23 protein-coding genes and 1 tRNA gene are annotated in these 15,699 nt (G+C 42.0%); 20 read left to right on the top strand and 4 right to left on the bottom strand.

The genetic code is table 11. The annotated features are described in order from the left end of the window. Nucleotides 1–26: 26 nt before the first annotated feature. The 20 genes from E0F88_RS12230 to E0F88_RS12320 all read left to right on the top strand — a co-directional run bounded on the left by E0F88_RS12230 (nt 27) and on the right by E0F88_RS12320 (nt 12,367). Nucleotides 27–518 carry a hypothetical protein gene (locus E0F88_RS12230; RefSeq protein ID WP_131958548.1) on the top strand — a complete coding sequence of 164 codons (492 nt, stop codon included), beginning with the start codon at nt 27–29 and terminating at the stop codon, nt 516–518. Continuing rightward, the gene (locus E0F88_RS12235) at nt 515–721 is read left to right on the top strand and encodes an LPXTG cell wall anchor domain-containing protein (RefSeq protein WP_131958549.1); all 207 of its coding nucleotides are present in this window, start codon (nt 515–517) and stop codon (nt 719–721) included. The genes E0F88_RS12230 and E0F88_RS12235 overlap by 4 nt, the downstream gene beginning before the upstream one ends. Then, on the top strand, nt 718–1,374 hold the full coding sequence (locus tag E0F88_RS12240; protein ID WP_131958550.1) for a hypothetical protein: 657 nt from the start codon (nt 718–720) through the stop codon (nt 1,372–1,374). Before E0F88_RS12235 ends, E0F88_RS12240 begins: the two co-directional genes overlap by 4 nt. Next, on the top strand, nt 1,371–1,838 hold the full coding sequence (locus E0F88_RS12245; RefSeq protein ID WP_131958551.1) for an LEA/WHy family protein: 468 nt from the start codon (nt 1,371–1,373) through the stop codon (nt 1,836–1,838). The genes E0F88_RS12240 and E0F88_RS12245 overlap by 4 nt, the downstream gene beginning before the upstream one ends. Nucleotides 1,839–1,842: 4 nt before the next feature. Then, nucleotides 1,843–2,136, top strand: coding sequence for a hypothetical protein (locus tag E0F88_RS12250; RefSeq protein ID WP_131958552.1), 294 nt, complete (start codon nt 1,843–1,845; stop codon nt 2,134–2,136). A 39-nt stretch (nt 2,137–2,175) separates the two neighbouring features. Continuing rightward, nucleotides 2,176–2,769 carry a hypothetical protein gene (locus tag E0F88_RS12255; protein WP_131958553.1) on the top strand — a complete coding sequence of 198 codons (594 nt, stop codon included), beginning with the start codon at nt 2,176–2,178 and terminating at the stop codon, nt 2,767–2,769. 98 nt (nt 2,770–2,867) lie between these two features. Next, nucleotides 2,868–3,020 carry a hypothetical protein gene (locus E0F88_RS33685; RefSeq protein WP_165940051.1) on the top strand — a complete coding sequence of 51 codons (153 nt, stop codon included), beginning with the start codon at nt 2,868–2,870 and terminating at the stop codon, nt 3,018–3,020. 85 nt (nt 3,021–3,105) lie between these two features. Beyond that, a complete protein-coding gene (locus tag E0F88_RS12260; protein ID WP_131958554.1) occupies nt 3,106–3,621 on the top strand; it encodes a hypothetical protein in 516 nt (171 codons plus the stop codon). Between the two features lie 32 nt (nt 3,622–3,653). Continuing rightward, the gene (locus E0F88_RS12265; protein ID WP_131958555.1) at nt 3,654–3,911 is read left to right on the top strand and encodes a hypothetical protein; all 258 of its coding nucleotides are present in this window, start codon (nt 3,654–3,656) and stop codon (nt 3,909–3,911) included. A gap of 12 nt (nt 3,912–3,923) precedes the next feature. After that, a complete protein-coding gene (locus tag E0F88_RS12270) occupies nt 3,924–4,364 on the top strand; it encodes a hypothetical protein (RefSeq protein WP_131958556.1) in 441 nt (146 codons plus the stop codon). Then, nucleotides 4,361–4,726, top strand: coding sequence for a hypothetical protein (locus E0F88_RS12275; protein ID WP_131958557.1), 366 nt, complete (start codon nt 4,361–4,363; stop codon nt 4,724–4,726). The genes E0F88_RS12270 and E0F88_RS12275 overlap by 4 nt, the downstream gene beginning before the upstream one ends. Nucleotides 4,727–4,730: 4 nt before the next feature. Further along, entirely contained in the window at nt 4,731–5,285 is a 555-nt protein-coding gene (locus tag E0F88_RS12280; protein ID WP_131958558.1) for a lysozyme, read from the top strand. Then, nucleotides 5,282–5,791 carry a phage holin family protein gene (locus tag E0F88_RS12285; protein WP_131958559.1) on the top strand — a complete coding sequence of 170 codons (510 nt, stop codon included), beginning with the start codon at nt 5,282–5,284 and terminating at the stop codon, nt 5,789–5,791. The genes E0F88_RS12280 and E0F88_RS12285 overlap by 4 nt, the downstream gene beginning before the upstream one ends. Nucleotides 5,792–5,938: 147 nt before the next feature. After that, complete coding sequence (locus tag E0F88_RS12290; RefSeq protein ID WP_131958560.1) at nt 5,939–6,283, top strand: hypothetical protein; 345 nt, start codon at nt 5,939–5,941, stop codon at nt 6,281–6,283. A 4-nt stretch (nt 6,284–6,287) separates the two neighbouring features. Continuing rightward, nucleotides 6,288–6,629 carry a hypothetical protein gene (locus E0F88_RS12295; RefSeq protein WP_131958561.1) on the top strand — a complete coding sequence of 114 codons (342 nt, stop codon included), beginning with the start codon at nt 6,288–6,290 and terminating at the stop codon, nt 6,627–6,629. 3 nt (nt 6,630–6,632) lie between these two features. Beyond that, nucleotides 6,633–7,889, top strand: coding sequence for an SGNH/GDSL hydrolase family protein (locus tag E0F88_RS12300; RefSeq protein ID WP_131958562.1), 1,257 nt, complete (start codon nt 6,633–6,635; stop codon nt 7,887–7,889). A gap of 20 nt (nt 7,890–7,909) precedes the next feature. Further along, complete coding sequence (locus tag E0F88_RS12305) at nt 7,910–10,009, top strand: hypothetical protein (RefSeq protein WP_131958563.1); 2,100 nt, start codon at nt 7,910–7,912, stop codon at nt 10,007–10,009. A gap of 219 nt (nt 10,010–10,228) precedes the next feature. Continuing rightward, nucleotides 10,229–11,080, top strand: a complete 852-nt coding sequence (locus tag E0F88_RS12310; RefSeq protein WP_131958564.1) for a DNA cytosine methyltransferase — start codon at nt 10,229–10,231, stop codon at nt 11,078–11,080. 105 nt (nt 11,081–11,185) lie between these two features. Next, nucleotides 11,186–11,899 (top strand): DNA adenine methylase, encoded by a 714-nt coding sequence (locus E0F88_RS12315; RefSeq protein ID WP_131958565.1) that lies wholly within the window; start codon nt 11,186–11,188, stop codon nt 11,897–11,899. Nucleotides 11,900–12,154: 255 nt separating this feature from the next. Beyond that, nucleotides 12,155–12,367, top strand: coding sequence for a hypothetical protein (locus tag E0F88_RS12320; protein WP_131958566.1), 213 nt, complete (start codon nt 12,155–12,157; stop codon nt 12,365–12,367). 131 nt (nt 12,368–12,498) lie between these two features. Here E0F88_RS12320 and E0F88_RS12325 read toward each other — a convergent pair whose 3' ends face one another. The 4 genes from E0F88_RS12325 to E0F88_RS12340 form a co-directional block, all read right to left on the bottom strand. Then, nucleotides 12,499–13,632, bottom strand: coding sequence for a tyrosine-type recombinase/integrase (locus E0F88_RS12325; protein ID WP_131958567.1), 1,134 nt, complete (start codon nt 13,630–13,632; stop codon nt 12,499–12,501). An 83-nt stretch (nt 13,633–13,715) separates the two neighbouring features. After that, nucleotides 13,716–13,802: transfer RNA gene (locus E0F88_RS12330), tRNA-Ser, on the bottom strand. Nucleotides 13,803–13,850: 48 nt separating this feature from the next. Continuing rightward, nucleotides 13,851–14,924, bottom strand: coding sequence for an asparaginase (locus E0F88_RS12335; protein ID WP_131958568.1), 1,074 nt, complete (start codon nt 14,922–14,924; stop codon nt 13,851–13,853). A 12-nt stretch (nt 14,925–14,936) separates the two neighbouring features. Next, nucleotides 14,937–15,695 (bottom strand): TatD family hydrolase, encoded by a 759-nt coding sequence (locus tag E0F88_RS12340; RefSeq protein WP_131958569.1) that lies wholly within the window; start codon nt 15,693–15,695, stop codon nt 14,937–14,939. Nucleotides 15,696–15,699: the final 4 nt, after the last annotated feature.

Consider the following 15,699-nt stretch of genomic DNA (forward strand, 5'->3'; position numbering starts at 1 on the left):
AACAGAAAAAATGCACAAAAAATCCTATGTCCTATGTAACCGTCAAAACTACTCCGACACTCAATGCTGAGTATTTCAGAAAGGCGGCTTTGGCTTACAATGCGAACACAATGGATCGCAAGGCGTGGCTAAATGTGCAAATAATCAATCTGGAATCGGCACTGAACAGATATGCAGCGCAAATGCAGGGAATGATTGAGCAGGGCGCGAAACTGGATGGTAAAAGCACGGCGGCAAGTTGGTTATCAGGAATCGGAAGTGTGGCAACGGCAATACCGACACCATACACACAGATAGGCGGTGCGGTTTTACAGATTGCGGGATTTATAGTTAGTGCAGCAGAAAAGAAAAAAGACAGCAAAGCACTGGTTGCACTGGTTGGAGAAGCAAGGGAAGTTCAGGCGGAAATAATCCAGATCAAGACCTATTACGACAACTACACAGCGGAAGTTCAAAAATTAAATTTATTGCCACTTGCCTTATTTGGGATTGCGGCTTTTATCATTTATAAACAATGAGTGGATACACAAGAGAGCCTTCAAGAGGCGACAAGGGCACCACTGAGGGATATAACCCGACATACATTAATCAGGTAAGGCCGGGCACAACACCCGACACAACGGTTATTCCGCCGCCGACAACCGGCATTAGTACAACAACATTAGGAGCTGTTGCAGTGGGAGCTGCTTTGCTGCTTCGTAAAAAAAAGAAAAAGAAATGAGTTACGTAGTTCTAAATAATATCACAGGATTAGGGTACGGTAGTTCATTTTACCTGACTGCCAATAATGTCAGGAGCGCATCAGATGACGGACGCGGCCCGGTTTACTCGACCGTTGCGGTTCCAGATTCACAGCTACCCGACCCGACCCCGGTTCCGACTGAAACCAAATTAGTATTGGCAAGCGGTCAAATATTGCCGCCTGTTGGAAAGATACTGTATTCCACTACCAACCTTTTACGGTTTTGGGAAGACAAAGAACAGGCGACGCTTTTCGGTGTGGATGGTAAAACAAAAGAGCAGTGTTCAACGCCGGTTAATCAGGTAGTTGGGAGTTATACAGGAAATTATTTTGCCAAGAAATCACCGTTCGGACGTATCGATCTTTTTTCGGTTGAAGTGAAAGCAACATTTCCTTTCAACCGCCAAGGCAAGGCCGTTCAAACAACTATTCCGCTTTGGGTGAACGTTTTCGTGCGCTACAATGAGGAAGGTATTATTGATAACCCAACCGGCCCCGGATCAAGCGAAATACCGTATCAAATGGATGAAAACGGAAATATTGTTCAAGGAAGCACGGTTGAAAGCAATTCAAAAATAAAGTACTGGATTGGCGGAATTCTTCTATTCCTATTTATCAAATCGCGAAAATGAAGAAAGAAAAAAAGATTTTAATCACTGCCTGCATAGTAGCATTGGTTTTCGTGATCCTGCAAAAAAGACGTGCATTTCAAAGTTTATCCTTAACTCCGGGATTACCAAGAAATTTCAGGATACAAGGCATTAATGAAATATTTTTCGAACTGCCAATTCGTGCATTTAATGCCAGTGACGGAACTTTGAATATTGGCTCAATTGATCTGTTAATCTGGGTTGAAAATCAAAACATTGGACAGGCTTATTTTTCTTCAAGCCAAAAGATATTACCCTACGGACCGTCGGAGCTACGGACAATCGTAAGGACATCTTTTACAAGTTTGGCGGCGGCAATACCCGGTTTTGCAAACGGCCTGAAAGATCAGGTTTTGGATATCCGCTTAAAAGGCCGTTTGAACGTCGAAGGTTTTTATGTAAACGTCGATATACCAGTGAGTTTTAACCTACCAAGACTTCGATAAAAAAATGGATGACATACCGATTTTACAATTTACAACGGATCCGTCTGGGAATGTGACCTACACGAATTCAACAGCACCAAAACCGGCAACGGCAACAACAGGTACAAAATGGTGGGAACAAGTTATTGGAGTTGTGCCAGCGTTAGTTACTGCCATATTCGGCGGTAACGCGCAAGCTCAACCAACCACAGGATACATACCCACACCCTACGCGCAAACAAGCTCGAATAACAATAACCTGCTGGTTATCGTAGCAGTTGCAATTGTGTTGATCGTGTTTTTAATGAAGAAAAAGTAACAGATAAGCAACCTTAAAACAACTTAAATACAAAAAACAATGGATGTTAAATTAATAACCAACATCGGGTATTATGGCGGTGCTGCCGGACAAGGCATTATTTATGTCGGTAAGTCTACGGACGGGCAATATGCCGCTATGATCAAAGTGCTTGAAAACAATGCAGAGCGGTTTACGTACATGCGTAGAAGCCAGATTGAAACATTGATTGGCGCGTCAAATTTTGCAATTCAAAGTGATTTCAATTTGTCTAAATTGATTGACACGGTTGAACCAAACTTTGTAACAGCAGGATCAGGAAACAGCGCGTATTTTCCCACAATTACAAATGTTACGGGTGCTGATGGTTTGCCTCGTTTGTTCCTTGCGCAAGCTGCGTATACCTTGAAAGGTGCAGGCGTAACCCTTGCTGAAATTGACGAATTGAAGACCAAAACCGCGGTTATTTCTGGTACCGACACCGCAACAGGAACAACTCCTGCTACCAGCAGCTTCTTTCCAAGCGACTTTTCAGGCCTGAGCAACCCTTTCAAGTTCATGCAGGATTATCCATGGTTTACGCTTTTCGTTGCAATCGTACTGTATGTAACACTTACCAAAAGTGGCAAAAAGGCACTGAAACGAATCTTCTAAGAAACCGATCTCAAAAAGTATTGCTCTGCAAAAGTCCCGTACTACATGTGAGTACGGGCATTTATTCAAATCATTCATTTTAAATACTGGTATCAGATATGGCTAAGGCAAAAAAAGTTACTGTAAAATCCCTTGAAACGAAACTGGCAGCGGCCAAAAAAGTAAACAAGGTTAAACAGGAGAAGTTAGCAGAAAAGAAAAAAATTGCTGCATTAAGAAAAGCAATTTCTGCTGAAAAGGGCAAAAAATAATTCGACTTCCTGTGATTGTCCAGGCTAAACAAACACCTGGACAATCACATGTTTATTTCAAAAATCCCCGTAAAAGTAAAAGAGTATGAACGGAATGGAATACGTACTGGCATCCGCCGAAAGAAGGAATCTACCTTTCTGGAAATTGTACAGAGGTACTACCCGTCTGAGTGTTTGCGATGTGGAAGAAAATCCGGTAAAAAGTCGGGAAAAGGCTATTGAGCTTTTACAGACCGAACTTGAAAACCGACCGGGCGGTAATTACAAAATAGTTTTTTATAAAAATAGCAATGGTGAGAAAGGCGGTTTTACTGATGAATTCACCTTGCCAGACCGACAACCCAGCATGAGTTTAACCCGAAATAATTTTAACCCGGAATCAGACTACGAAAGGATGAAGCGGGAAATAGAAACATCTCAACGGCTTGTCAGGATCGAAGAAAAGCTTGACGCACTTGCACTGGTAATTTACACGCAAGCTGACGAAGACAAGGAAAATGATATTGATCCACTGGAAAAGCTCGGTAAGGTTTTCAACCTGATCAAAACGGCAAAGTCATTCACAGCCGGGCCAAACGGTTTTAGTAACGTGACAATCTAAATAATTATCCATTCCCCGCAAAAGTCAACCTAATGAAAACGGAACAAGAACTAAAAGAATCGTTACTCAGATTTGTACAAACATCAGCAACGGTTATCGGTACAGACGAAACCTGCGCAATGCTTGACAGCATGACAGAGTTTATTCAAACCAACCCGGAAACGGTGGTTGAGCTTAAACAGTTCGTAGAAAGCGAACCAAAAATGATTGCTGAGCTAATGACAAAGAAAGGTATCACCGAAGCTAAAAAAGTACTTAGCATGGTCAAAAACATGAACATTTTCGCTTAAAACTTACATAGAATGAACTACGCATTAATTATCAATCTGTTATCTGTTATTCTCCCGGCCTTTGTGGCATTATCAGGATCGTTAGTGAAGGGGAAAAGAAAATACCTGATTGCGATTGCTGCGTATTTCATTCTGCGTAAGTGGGCGGAAGCAGCGGCGGAAAGCAAAGCAAATTCCGGGATTGGTGGAAACACAGGCGGTTATCTTAATGCAAATGCCCTGGCTACATCGTTCAAAAATGCAATAAATCCAAGTGGCTGGGAGTGGGCAATTGATTCGGACGGAACTAACGAAGAATTAATATTTGGGCTTGCCGCTCAATCACGTGGACAAATGTACAAGGCTGTTTATAATCAGTATAACACGCTGTACAAACGTGATCTGACAAAAGACCTGCAGGCGGAACTTTCAGATTCCGATTATAATAAATTTCTTCAAATCCTGAACTCATGACCAAAGCTCAAAATAAAAAATATTGGATCATCGGGATTATTGCAGCGGTGTTTCTATACCTGTATGTTCAAAGCAAAGGAGGGTTAAGGCGTCTAACTATGACTAATCAGCAATTAGCCGGAATGTACCGATCTCTTATTGCTGATGGTGTGCGAACATATATTACCAATGATGAAGGTATTGAAATTCCTTGGCAAATAGATTTGGCATCTTTCACAGGTGATTATGAAGGTGTTAAAGCTGAGTATTTAAAGCAGTTTAACCGGAATTTAACCACTGATCTGATCGACTGGTTTTCACCTGCTGAACTTTCGGAATACGTTGCAGCCCTGTACAAGAATAATCAACAACAATTATCCTGACAGTATGGCCAATATGCAATTCAGTTCTTCCGGTGTTCAGGTACTCAAAAACCGCGAAAAACTAAGACTTAAAGCGTATCCTGATTCAAATGGTACTTTAACGATTGGTTGGGGTTTTACTTACTATGAAGATGGAAGCCGGGTAAAATCCGGGCAAACCATCACGCAAGACAGAGCCGTGCAGCTTCTTAATTATCACATTGGTATCGCGGTAAATGGTGTAAACAAAAATATCACCGCTTCATTGCTGCAAGGTCAATTCGATGCCTGTGTAAGTTTTGTCTACAATGCCGGTACAACTGCTTTTGCAAATTCCGGTCTTCGCAAACTGATCAACGCCAATCCAAACAACACGGAAGCAATTTTTGCTGAGTGGCGCAAATGGAAGTACGAAACTGTGAACGGTGTAAAGAGAATTAGCGACGGGCTAATTAAACGCCGTGAGGAAGAAATACGGATGTATTCAAGTGGAGCCGTAGCAGGCAGTAGCTTTTTTTTTTGGATAGTACTGGTAGTAGCAATCGTGTTTTATCTCAGAAGAAAAAAAAATAAAAAGTGAAGTTCAAAGCAATGATTAATACCCTATACGAATACCTATCCTCAATGTTTACAAAGGGTTCAACTGTCTTTGCCGTCTGGTTTGCAATTTTCGCAGAACTGTTCTCAAAGTACATTTTTGATGATTGGAAATTTGTAGGGTTCCTGTTTGTGTTGGTAATGCTTGATACATTTTTCGGCACTTGGAAAGCAATAAAATACGGCGGTTGGCGGTCACTAAGTTTCACCCAGGCTGAACGATTCATAGTAAAAGTTTTTCTCTATTTCGGGGTTTTGGTTCTTTCCCACGTACTCACATCTTTCACCATCCACGACAAACCAAATTTTCTTTTTACATGGATTGACGTGGTTTTGTATGGCTACATGGTTGCAAAAGAATCACTGAGCGCAGCAAGGAATATTAACGCAATTGATCCGGCTTATGTACCGCCGTTCATAATAAAAAGGCTAAACAAATTTATGGGTTCGGGAAACCCTGCAGACTTAACAAAAGACGATCCAGAATGAACACTTTCGAAATTCTTGTTAAAGCAAAATCTATCATTGCGGCTCTACGTCCGTTTTTCTTTGCCGTTGTTGGCGGTCTGGTTGTATCCGGGATAAGCCGTTGCAGTGAGCAAAAACCCGTTAATCTTATCGTTACCAATCAGGCTTATGAAACCCAAATCAAAACTTTACAACGCCGCCAAGATAGCCTGTTTAATACTTTGCCTACTGATGAACAGGCAGACGGGTATTTGTCAAAACGTTACCCGAATTCCGACAACAAAACAACTGATCGTTAGAGACCTGCAAATCTGTGATCAGATCACAATTGAACGCGACATCCTGAAAGCCTACAATTCCAGTCTTTTAAAACAGGTTGAAGATCAGGCAGCAACACGAATTCAGGCAGAAAGAGACCGCGACAAATACAAAGCAAAAACCAAAAGGCGGGGCAAAACAATAGCGGTATTTATTGCCGTTGCAGTGGTTAGAACCGTCATTTTAATTTTATAGGACTATGAAAGCAAAGCATATTATTCTGATTATCATCATCCTGATTGTTATTTTCAGGAGACGCGCGGTAGTTGTTTCAACCGACAATAACTATAAGCAACTGTTGATCGATCAGGATAAACGCTATACCAGTCTGGTTGCGGATTTTGAAACGAACCAAATCTTTCACACGTCCACAATTAACGAATTAACATTCCCAATGAAGCGTGCCGGTTTCATCCTTGCTTCATTGGATATAAATTTTAGTGACACCCCAAAAAAGCAACTTTATTACAATGACGGGTCAGCATTAACCAAGGCTGATCTTTACGCAGTTCCATTCGACAAAGTATCCAACCTTATTTAAAATATGAAAAATCTATTTAAGTTTTTAATACCGCTTCTGTTTGCGGTTTCTGCCTTTGGACAATCTGGTTTTCCTGTAAAAGTTGACCAAACTTATTACAATGGAATAAAGGATTCTTTTAATGCCTCGAAGATTTTAAAAGACGGTGGTCTGGTAAGAAGCAATCCGGTAAATATCACAATGAAGGATATTTGCGAAACGGAAGGTATGCCTTGGACATATGTAACGAGGCTAAGAGGAACTGCAATTACTAGTGTAGGTCAGGATTTGGCATTGGTGAATTTCAGTTTCGGAAGTACCTATAACATTTCACCGCCCTTTTTTCCCTATATATCGAGTTTAAGGGTTAAGTCCAATAGAAAAATAGATATAAGTATCAGGGTTGATAATATTGCCAATAATATATTTAAAGGCCCTAACGACAACCTAGCACCAAACGGTTACAGCAGAATAAATGCACCATATCCATTAGTACCCAATCAATATTTTGAGATTGAGCACGAGTTTCTGAAAATTGGCTGGATGAGTACAGTGACGTTTGTTGTCGCTGGTTACGATGCAACTGATACTACCCCGCTTGATTTGGACATCGTTTTTGTTGGTCACTCGATTACTAAACAATTAGATCGTAACGCGGATTTTGTGTTCAGGTTTGATGGTGACTCAATAACAAATGGTACGGGTGCTGGGTACTTTGAGAATGATAGAAACACGGAACATTTCTCGCTGCAAATTAACAGGCACTTAAAAAGCCGGGGGTATAGATCGCGCCCTGTCAATAAAGGTCAAGGGTCAATGACGACTGATGGAATGGTTCAAGCCATTAAGTGGGGTTATTACGACATACAAAGAGCTGATCTTATTTGTATTATGATTGGCGCAAACGATGCGAATAATCTTGGTTCCGGTGGTATGTCCACACCAGCAAATAGGGTAATTTTCGAAAATAACATGAGGTTCATTATCAATTACAACAGAGCAATGTACCCGAATGCCAAAATTATGATTTTTGGCTCAACCCCGTCTGCAGATAACACCACAGAGGCCAGAATTGAATTAGGCAGGCAAATACAGGCCTCAATTGTTGCCTCAATCAATTCGCCGAACCTGAAATACGAAAGTTTGGCCAATGCATTTGACCGGACCAACACCGCAAATTACTTAGCATCTGACACAATTCACCCAACAGCACAAAAGGCGATCTCTGATGCCATGATTGCGGCCATTAATGCGACGGGTTGGTTTCCTTCAAAAATTTAATTCTCCCAAGCAAAACGAATATGAAATCATTCGAAAGATGGCTTAAAAAGAAAGAAAACAGGCAGCTGATTTTCTTTGTGATGGGTGTAATTGTCTTATATTTCTTCACCAGAAAGAAAGCAGCCGAAGCAGTAGCCGCTGCACCAAGTTACACAGGTTTGCGCCCGGGATTCCTGACAGGGAATACAACGCCAACAACGCCCACACCAACGAATCCGGGTACGGTGACACCTTTACCTGATTACACGTGGACGCCGGGAAGTGCAGATTTACCGAAAGGGGTTTACACAACAAAGGTTTCAGGCAGGGAGTACCACTACAATAAAACGCCTGAATTCAGTATTCAGATCACAGGGAACGGAATCACCGACAATACGCCGGGGTTGGTTAGAACAGCCGGTGGATTGAATAAACTGGGTGACGACAACGTGTTTTATGCTATCGGTAATTTCCCGTTGAAAAATGCAGATGGAAGTTATAACAATCTGCAAAACTATGTTGCTCCTGATGGCGGTCACACTATTGCGCAGTACGTAATGAAATCAAACAAAATACCAGACCTTGCAACGTTTGATAATAAATTTGATGGTTGGAACGACGGGGTTAACACCGATAATGGCAGGATGTCGCAAATTTTCCTTTCTGTTCACTCAGACGAACCAACAGCTAATTCTATTTGGCCTGTATGGTCGGTTGCAAGTCGTCAACTGCTTTGGCCGTCCGTTGCGCAGCCTAAAAACTGGGAGCCGTACAACAAGCACCATGCAGTAGGACACCGTAATATTCAGGACAGCCGGGAAAAAGTAATTGCGCTGGGTGTGCAGCCTTACATTGCAATCGGACAGGGAACACAACCCGGAACGTTCTGGACTTGGATGAAAGGTGACTCGAGTATCGTTTCCGAGGCAACGTTGAAAGATATGGGCGGTGCTGCAATGGAACACATGGGTAATTCCACAAGTTCTTATCTGAGTTCAGAGATTGCGGAAAATATGCAGAATAATGATCCGGATATTTACGGGAAAACTTCTGCGTTTTATGAAGGTGCCCGAATTAAAAAAGGAACCAAGAAAGGAAACTGGGGTGATTACGGTGGTGATCAGTTTTACGGCTATGTTCGTCCTGAATTGCAATGGATGACACGCGAAAATTACGAGAAAAGCGTAACAACGCACGTTCATAATAAATACGATCCAACAGACGGTTTCAGCGGTATAAGCGAATTCTTTACCCGCAATCACCACATAAACCGAAATGTTAACCAGAAGTATTATTTGTTCCAAAACAAATATCACTTCCCGATGGAATTTGCATACGTACGTAACCGGGTAAAAGTGGGAACAATGACGTATCAGGGACAAAACAATGAATGTGAGGTTTCAATCTTCACCTGTACCAAAACAGAAAGTTTTGTAGAAAGAGCAGGCGGCGGACGTGTAGGAATTGAAGGTGCCAGAACTGGCGACATTATCCCATTCCCGAACGGCGAAATCGAAACCAAGTTCACGCAGGTAGCAGCGCCTTGGGATGAACAGTTTAAAATTGCTTTCTGGTCTCTCATTCTGGTAGGAGGTTCTGCAATGTGGGATGCACCTAATTCACAGTTCGGAGACGATACAACCAAACTGCATTTCTGGCAGAACAACCCAAATGATGTAATGCCAAGGTTTAGACCAACCGGCGGGAACTGGCAAAACTGGACACCCGGACAAAACGGTCAACCGGGAGACAGTTACACAGGGTTGATGCACTCCATGTTTGCCGCTACACAGGATGCAGCCGTTGCAGCGATGGAAGTAGTCTGGGGAATCAGGAACCGAATTAAAGTGCCACATTTTGCAGCCTACACAAGCAGCCGGGGTAATTTTACGCCAACACCGGGAACACAGGGTTTACACATGAACGGCGGCACAATGCCAATCAATCACAATCTGTTCTGTGAACGTGATATTCTGGAAGGCAAAAAAGGCTTTGCTATTGATTGCACTGGTGATGGTGGCGGAGTAGTAATATACCAAAACGATTTCCTTGCTCCACACGAATACGAAGACAACGTCACCGTGAACGGCCACAACATTGGACGTGTGTACGGAAGACAGCCAGCATTGAAAGTATATTAAAGAATCTACTTTGCGGGGTGCAAGTAGAAAAGGGGCGAACCGAAAGGAACGCCCCTTTTTTTGATTTGGTAGCATAGATAATTATGACTATACTGCAGCCGAAATGTGAAACGGCAGCGCGAAAGGATAATTAAAACGTCACACCAAATGTGACGTTCCGGATAAAGCGAAAACAAAAAATGTCACATGCCAAATGTGACTTAACCAGGACTACTAAATATGATAAATTCACAGTTGGTATTATCTCTTTTTTCCGGCATCGGGCTATTGGATTCTGGCTTTGAATCAAACGGTTTCTGCGTGGTCAGGGCACCGGAAAAAATACTTGGTGGTGATGTCAGGAATTTTCATTGCAGTAAAGGTTTTTTTACCGGCATCATTGGGGGGCCACCATGTCAGGATTTTTCAAGATTGCGACGAACAGAACCAACAGGTGAAGGGCTTGAATTGCTGGGCGAATTTTGCAGGATTGTTTTGGAATCTGATTGTGATTGGTTCCTGATGGAAAATGTCCCAGGCGTACCAAGTCTTGAAATTGATGGTTACCATATCCAAAGGTTTGATCTTTCCCCGCTTCATGTCGGGCACAAGCAATCTCGATTACGACACTTTCAATTTGGTTCGAAAACTGGTTTGATCCTTAACATCAAACGAATGGATTTTGAAGGGGTAGCCGAACCTTGTGTAACAGCAACGGAAGGTAGCAGGATAGGCAAAAGAAGTTTTCAGGAATTCTGTGAGCTACAAGGTTTACCGGCGGGTTATGATCTTCCTGAACTTCATAAAGTGGCAAAATACAGAGCCGTAGGAAATGGCGTTCATGCCGCTGTTTCCAATGAAGTGAGCCGTGCCATTCTGGAAGCATTAACAAGCGAGAATCCATTTACAATTTTCAATTCAAAGTTATGTGCTTGTGGTTGCGGTAGGTTCGTATTTGGGAAACAGGTTACAGCAAACCAGACCTGCAGGAAACGTTTGTCAAGGAAACGTGACGGATTGATCACAGTTAAATATCAAAATGTCACGTGTGATTTAACCGGTGTAATTGAACCGAAATTTGTCACGGTGTGAATTTCCTGAGGGAGTTGCACCTAAAAATGTCACATGTGACCCATCAGGGCGAGTGGTTATTTAAAATGTCACGGCGTGAAACAGCGCTTATAATGAAAGGGAAATATGTCACGGATACAAAACCAAGTTTATAAAAACTATTTCGGAAGCAAGAACGGATCAGGTGTGCGTCATCAGATCATCAACCAGATTATGCCGCATGATATTTATATAGAACCATGTGGCGGATCGGGTGCAATTGCCCAATTCAAAAAACCGGCGCTGGTTAAGACCTACATTAATGAAATTAACGTGAAGGTCTTTCAGGCACTGAGATCCGGCATAGATATTCCTGACTGTGTGATATCAAATAAATGCGCAATAGAATTTCTTTCAACGTTTGATTTTATCCCGCAATACCGTTACTGCATTTATCTCGATCCGCCATATCCGCTACTTTCCCGCCGTTCTGACAGGCATGTTTATAAGCATGAAATGACCGATCAGCAACACGAGCAGCTTTTAAAAGTGGTATTAGCACTGCCTAAAAACGTAGATGTCCTGATCAGCACTTATGAAAATGAATTATATACTGAATTTCTTAAAAATTGGAACCTACATAGTTTTTCCGCACAAACCAGAGCTGGATTGGCAACTGAACTTCTTTATATGAATTATCACAACGATGAAGGCCATTTGCACCAATACGACTATCTGGGAGACGATTACATTGATAGACAGCGCGTGAAACGAAAAATACAAAGGGAGGTGCAAAAACTGGTTTCCCTGCCTGCCAAAGAAAGGAATGCCATCATTCAAGCATTATCACATCTGGTATAGACAAAACCGTCTATGTACCCGGTAACACAGACGGTTTTAACTGTACAACCTGGCTACATAGTTACTTCTAGCTGTGATTGCCGGCAAACATAGATATTTCTATCTGTGTGGTCCGGAAAACACAGACGGTTCTGACTGTATGGTCCTCATAGCTAATAACAACTGTGTTGGCCAGTATAGTTATTTTTATCTATGGTCGACGGATTTTATGCCCTTTAACTACTTTATCAATTTACAGTTTACACAATAATAACTATGATTATAAGATGCATTAATAATCACTTGATTACGGACGACAACATAAGCGTACGAAATAGCAGTAACGAAGAAGGTGAAGAATTTGCAGAAGTTACCGCTTATTGTGAAAAATGTGATTCAGTGTTGGAAGCAAACCAATGGGGCGAAATCGAAAGTCTTAATGAGGCCAAAGAATTACTGTTTGATAACTTTACACATTTAAAATCCTGACGTAAAAAACCGAACATTATTTGGTGTGTCAGCTGATAATTTGACCGACTAGCCCCTGATCAGAGCGTGGCCACCGCCGGAGCCGGTGCAGATCCGGAGTTTTTTACCCTGTCATACCAAATATTGTATTGTTACCACGAGTAATTTTGAATGTTAGGATCAGTCCTTAGACCAAGTGATTTTAAATAAATATCAGTTACCGATACCGACGAATGACGCAGTAATTTCTGTAATTCCTTCACACCAACACCGGCACGGTAAGCATTCACAGCACCCGTATGTTTCCAACTGTAAAGCGTGTATCCTGTTTCTTTCAACCCAATTTTTTCTAAAACCTTTTGATGCCTTCTAAATGCAACCTCTTTGGCACTTAGGTAACGGGATGGTATTAACCCTTTTCCAAAGAGATAAAAAAACTGTTTTTCATCAGTGATGTTGACCTGCTTTAATGCTTCAAAGAGTGGGGGGATAATCTGCACAGTTTCCGTTTTCCCGTTTTTGCTGACAGTACCACGGATCAAAATATATCTTTCAATCAAGCGGACGTCAGCCAGGGTAATATGATTCAATTCACCCGGACGAATAAACGCGTAGTACATAATTCGCGTAAACAGATACAATTCCGGTTCGTGTTCTCTAAGGTGATCTTCAATTTTCCTTCTATCAACATCAGAAAAAGCAATGTTTTTGCTTGTTACTTCTTCCTTTAATTTTTTGATTTTGAACGGTGAAGCAGGAAGAGCTTTGCGGGATGATAAATGAATATAAATAGTGTTAAGATGTTCAATAGTATTGTTTGCGGTACGTGGGCTGTTGTTGAGTTCATTTAGCAGATAATCTCTAAAAGCTATTGTTTGCGTCGATGTGAAGTTAAGCAGCTCGAAATCAGTATCAATTTTGTCTGTATACACTTGTAACTTCTTAATAGCGGAATTGTACGTAATTGCCGATTTGCTGCGTATGGTCTTTTTAATGTTATCTAGCGTCGTGCTAAACGAGCTAATTAGCTTTAATTTTTCCGGTTCCTGTTTAACGTTGGATTCTGTTACCATTAACGCACCCTTTTGCAGACCGGCATTAATTTCAGCACAAATAGCCCTTGCCCAAATCTCTCTTTGATTTGCGGTTTTAAATTTCGCCGGGCAATAAATCTTCTTTTTTTCTATCGATCCAGTTTGTTCGTTCCACGCTCCGAACTCGATGTACCAACGTTTTGTAAGATCTTCTTTTCTCCTAAATAATTTCGCTTCAATATAAGGGTACATCGTAGGGGCCTTGCGTAAAAAAGTAGCAATGAGGGTAGCAGAAAATGTGAAACCCCCTTGGGTGTAATCCCAAGGGGGTTTTGTAGAGAGGAAGAGATTCGAACTCTCGATACAGTTACCCGTATACTACCTTTCCAGGGTAGCTCCTTCAACCACTCGGACACCTCTCTTTGTGGTAATCAGGGTGCAAAGATAGTGTAACTTATTTCATAAACAAATCAAATGCTCATTTCTCCGGAAAGTGGCTGGGCGAGTTTTTCAACACAGGTCTTAGCATCATTTTCGTTGCCAAAGATGTACATCATTTTAGTGATAGCTGCTTCTGCCGTAATGTCTGAGCCGCTTACGACACCGACCTGCTTTAGAAATTTGCTCGTTTGATACTGTCCCTGATTGACCCGGCCGCCGTTGCACTGCGAAACGTTAAAGATGATGACTCCCTTTTCAATTGCTTCTTTGACAGCGTCGAGAAACCAGGATTCAGTTGTGGCATTTCCGGCGCCGTATGTTTCCAGCACCACACCTTTTAAACCCTCAATTTTGAGGATCGACTCTACCACCTGTTTGTTGATGCCAGGAAAGACTTTAAGAAATGCAACATTGGAGTCCAGTCGCTTGTGAACTTTTAATTCTTGGTCTTTCTGATGCGGTTTCAGGTAAGGAAAATTATATTCGATCCTTACGCCCGCATTGGCCAGATTGGGATAGTTCTCAGAGTGAAACGCGTTAAAATCTGAACTTTCCTGTTTTTTAGAACGGTTGCCACGAAGCAGAACGGAGTTGAAATAAATACAAACTTCCGAAAGGACAGACATGCCGTCTTCTCCGATAGCCGCAGCCAGCTCAAGTGCCGTAATAAAGTTTTCCCTTGCGTCTGATCTTGCTACCCCGATAGGCAACTGCGCGCCGGTTAGAATGACCGGTTTGTTCAGATTTTCAAGCAGGTAACTCAGAGCGGAGGCAGTATAAGCCATCGTGTCGGTCCCGTGAAGAATTACAAAGCTGTCATATTGATCGTAATGGTCCTCAATGATTGTTGCAAGCTCGATCCAAATCCCGGGGTTCATATTTGATGAATCGATCGGTTCCTTTAAGGATAGAAACGTGATTCCGAAATTCAGCCTGCTTATTTCTGGCACCTTGTCAATGATCTGATCAAAGTTGAATGGTACCAGCTGTTTGCCTTTCGTCTCGTAAACCATTCCCAGTGTTCCTCCTGTATAGATGACCAAAACAGATCCCTGGGTAGGCTCTGGTGAAATGGGGTTAATGTGAATGATGTTGTATGACATCTCAAATTAAAATTATTGAAGAAGTTTTAGCGCCGTTTTAGTTGTCTGTGCGATTACTTCTTCTTTTGACATATGTTTTAAATCCGCAACCCTTTGGGCAACAAGTGCAATGTGGGCAACTTCATTTCTTTTACCCCGGAACGGAGTGGGAGCCAGGTAGGGACTGTCCGTTTCCAGCACCAGATGTTCAAGATCTACAAAAGGAATGACTTTATCTAAACCGCCATTTTTAAACGTAGCAACTCCACCGATTCCAAGCTTAAAACCAAGTTCGATTGCTTTTTGAGCTTCATCCAATGTGCCGGTGAAACAATGAAAGATGCCGGTAAGTTTAGCATCTGCAAATTTTTCAATTAACTCCACAGTTTCCCAAAATGCACTTCTGCAATGTATATCGATCCACAAATTATGCTTTCTGGCAAGAGCACATTGAAACAAAAACGCCTCTTTCTGTTGGCTTTGAAAGGTTTTATCCCAAAAAAGATCCATTCCGATCTCACCAATCGCTATAAATTTATATTTGCCAAGCCACTCTTCAACAATCTGCAATTCGTTTTCAAAATCTTCTTTTACATAGGTAGGGTGAAGGCCAATCATTGGCAAACAGCGCCCTGGATATTGTGCTGCAAGATCCATCATACCAGGTATGGTTGTATGATCACAATTGGGCATCCAAATCTGTTTGATGCCTGCCGCCCAGGCTCTGTCCAGCATTTGCTGCCGGTCTTCTGCGTAATCGTCGCTATATATATGCGCGTGCGTTTCAATCATTCTC

Source organism: Dyadobacter psychrotolerans (genome assembly GCF_004349265.1).
Taxonomy (GTDB): domain Bacteria; phylum Bacteroidota; class Bacteroidia; order Cytophagales; family Spirosomataceae; genus Dyadobacter; species Dyadobacter psychrotolerans.